General features: G+C 67.0%; 1 protein-coding gene and 1 pseudogene. Both read right to left on the reverse strand.

Annotated features, from left to right (window positions below):
- Nucleotides 1-531: 531 nt before the first annotated feature.
- Nucleotides 532-951 carry a VOC family protein gene (locus AB0I73_RS41045; protein ID WP_363045477.1) on the reverse strand — a complete coding sequence of 140 codons (420 nt, stop codon included), beginning with the start codon at nucleotides 949-951 and terminating at the stop codon, nucleotides 532-534.
- Nucleotides 948-2,230 (reverse strand): annotated as a pseudogene (locus AB0I73_RS41050) (IS256 family transposase). Before AB0I73_RS41050 ends, AB0I73_RS41045 begins: the two are co-directional and overlap by 4 nt.
- Nucleotides 2,231-2,355 lie beyond the last annotated feature (125 nt).

Here is a 2,355-nt window from a genome sequence, read left to right on the forward strand (position 1 = left end):
CGCTGGAACAGCTCCCACAACTCATCCGGCACCAGCCGCTCAACGATCCCTGCCACGGCCGACAGCCTACCCAGCCAAATGAGATGACCTCTAAGCGCTTGACATCCTCCGTGGATGACTTCGGGGAGAAGGTGGGCAGCAGTCCTCGGCGAGTGAGCTCCTCCAAGATCCAGTGCTCCCTCTTCTGGTGCGCCCAGAGGAACTCAGGCATGCGCATGTCTGCCTTCACCTCACTCGTTCTGCTGGCCTGGCTGCCGAGGATCTTGTGAACCGTCTTGCGAAGTTCACTGAGCTGGCCGCGCGTCTCCTCGTCCTCAGCGAGGGTACGGGCATCGAAAGCAGCAATGCCTCGCCGAGCAGCTGCGCTGTGTAAGCGTCGGAACTTTCAAGCTGCTCATGGTGTTGAGACTCCTGCTTCACCCGCTCCAGCGCCCTCTCCTTGCCCTCCCTGAGCACAGGCAGTAGAGCCAGAAGAGTCGCACTATCCAGGGCCGCGTAGAGCAATCGTCAAGACCTGTGGATCGGTTGCTCTCACTTTCGCTGTGATGACGTGATCGCGACGAGTTCGACCTCGAAGCCGTCGTCGTTTTCCAGGTAGGCGGCATAGTGCCGTTCGCCGCCGGCGTGTGGATGCCGGTCCGGGAACAGCAGGTGCCAGCCGTGGTTCGCCGCGTCGGTGGCCAGCCGCTCGACCGTGCTGTCGTCCTCGACGTGAAAGGCCAGGTGGTTCAGCCCTGGCCGGCATCGGTCGTGCCGGTTGGTGGTGAGGGCCCGGGACTGTTCAAGGACCAGGTAGGTCGGCCCGAGGTGCCAGCTGCGGCCGTTGTCCCAGCTCTGGGTGAGTGTGTAGCCCAGGGCCTCCAGCAGCCAGCCGAGAGAGGTGAGCGCGCGGTCGAGGTCCGGCACCCAGAGTTCGACGTGATGCAGCGTGCCGCTGGCCGGCCGGCTCACGCGGCCACCGCCTCGGGGCGTTCGACGAGGTGACCGTTCTCGAAGCGGGCGCCGTTGCGGACCAGGGCGACGAGGTGGGGTGCGGTGATCGCGCGCCAGCGGGCCTGGGCGGACTCGACAAGCTTGAACACCATGGCCAGGGCGGCTGCCGAGCTGCCGGCGCCGCGGGTGACTTTGGTCCGGAGTTTCACGGTGCTGAAAGTGGACTCGATGGGGTTGGTCGTGCGCAGGTGCACCCAGTGCTCGGCGGGGAAGTCGTAGAACGCGAGGAGCTCGTCAGTCTCGCCGGTGACCTTCTTGGCCGCTTTCGGCCACTTCGCTCCGTAGGCGCGCTCGAAGTCCTTGATCGCCTTCTCGGCGTGGTCGCGGTCCTCGGCGTTGTAAATCTCTTGCAGGGCCTTCTTCGCGCCTGGCTGAGCCGACTTCGGCAGTGCGTTCATGACATTGCGGACCTTGTGAACCCAGCACCTCTGGTGTCTGGCCTGCGGAAACACCTCCGCGAGCGCCCGCCACAGGCCCATTGCGCCGTCACCGACCACGAGTTCGGGATCGCGCATGCCACGTCGGCGGCAGTCACGCAGCAGATCCGCCCACGACTCGGCCGACTCCCGCAGCCCCTCCGCCAGCGCGATCAGCTCCTTGCTGCCGTCCAGACGGACGCCCATCAGGACCAGGACGCAGGAGTGGGCCTGCCCGAGCCGGACCCTGGGGTGCACCCCGTCGGCCCACACGTAGACGTAATCCGTCTCCGACAGGTCGCGGCGCTGGAAGGCGGCGTGGTCGTCCTGCCACTGCCTGGTGAGCCGGTTCACCGTCGCCGCCGACAGGCCGGCCGAGGAGCCGAGGAACTGCTCGAGCGCGGGCACGAAGTCGCCGCCGGACAGCCCGTGCGGGTAGAGCAGCGGGAGGACCTCACTGATCTTCGGAGACTTGCGGCACCACGGCGGCTGGGGGTACCTCCCGGCCGAAGGCTGGGGGAGATCTTCGAGGAGAACCGCTGGCGTTCACCGGTCGCCTCGTCGACGCGGCGGTCGTTGACCCGCGGGGCGCGGACCTCGACCGGCCCGGCAGCCGTGGTCACGGTCCGCGGGCGGTGGTGCCCGTTGCGCACCACCAGACGCCGCCCGCGTTCATCCCGCTCGGCCGCCAACTCGGCTATGTACTGGTCGACTTCCGCCTCCAGCGCGGCGGCAAGCATCCGCCTGGCGCCCTCCCGCACGATCTCGTCGGTCAGCGAACCGGCGGACGTGGAGCCGTCGTCGTTGACTACGTTGAGCACGGGCGTGCCTTCCCGACCCGCGCTGCGAACGCGGGCCTGACTTGGTGACCATCACAGGATCATTCGGGAAGGTACGCCCTTCGCATGCCTTCCCGAGGACGATCCACAAGTCATGAGCATTGCTC

Origin of the sequence: Streptomyces sp. NPDC050388, assembly GCF_040655635.1 — a bacterium.
Classification (GTDB): Bacteria; Actinomycetota; Actinomycetes; order Streptomycetales; family Streptomycetaceae; genus Streptomyces.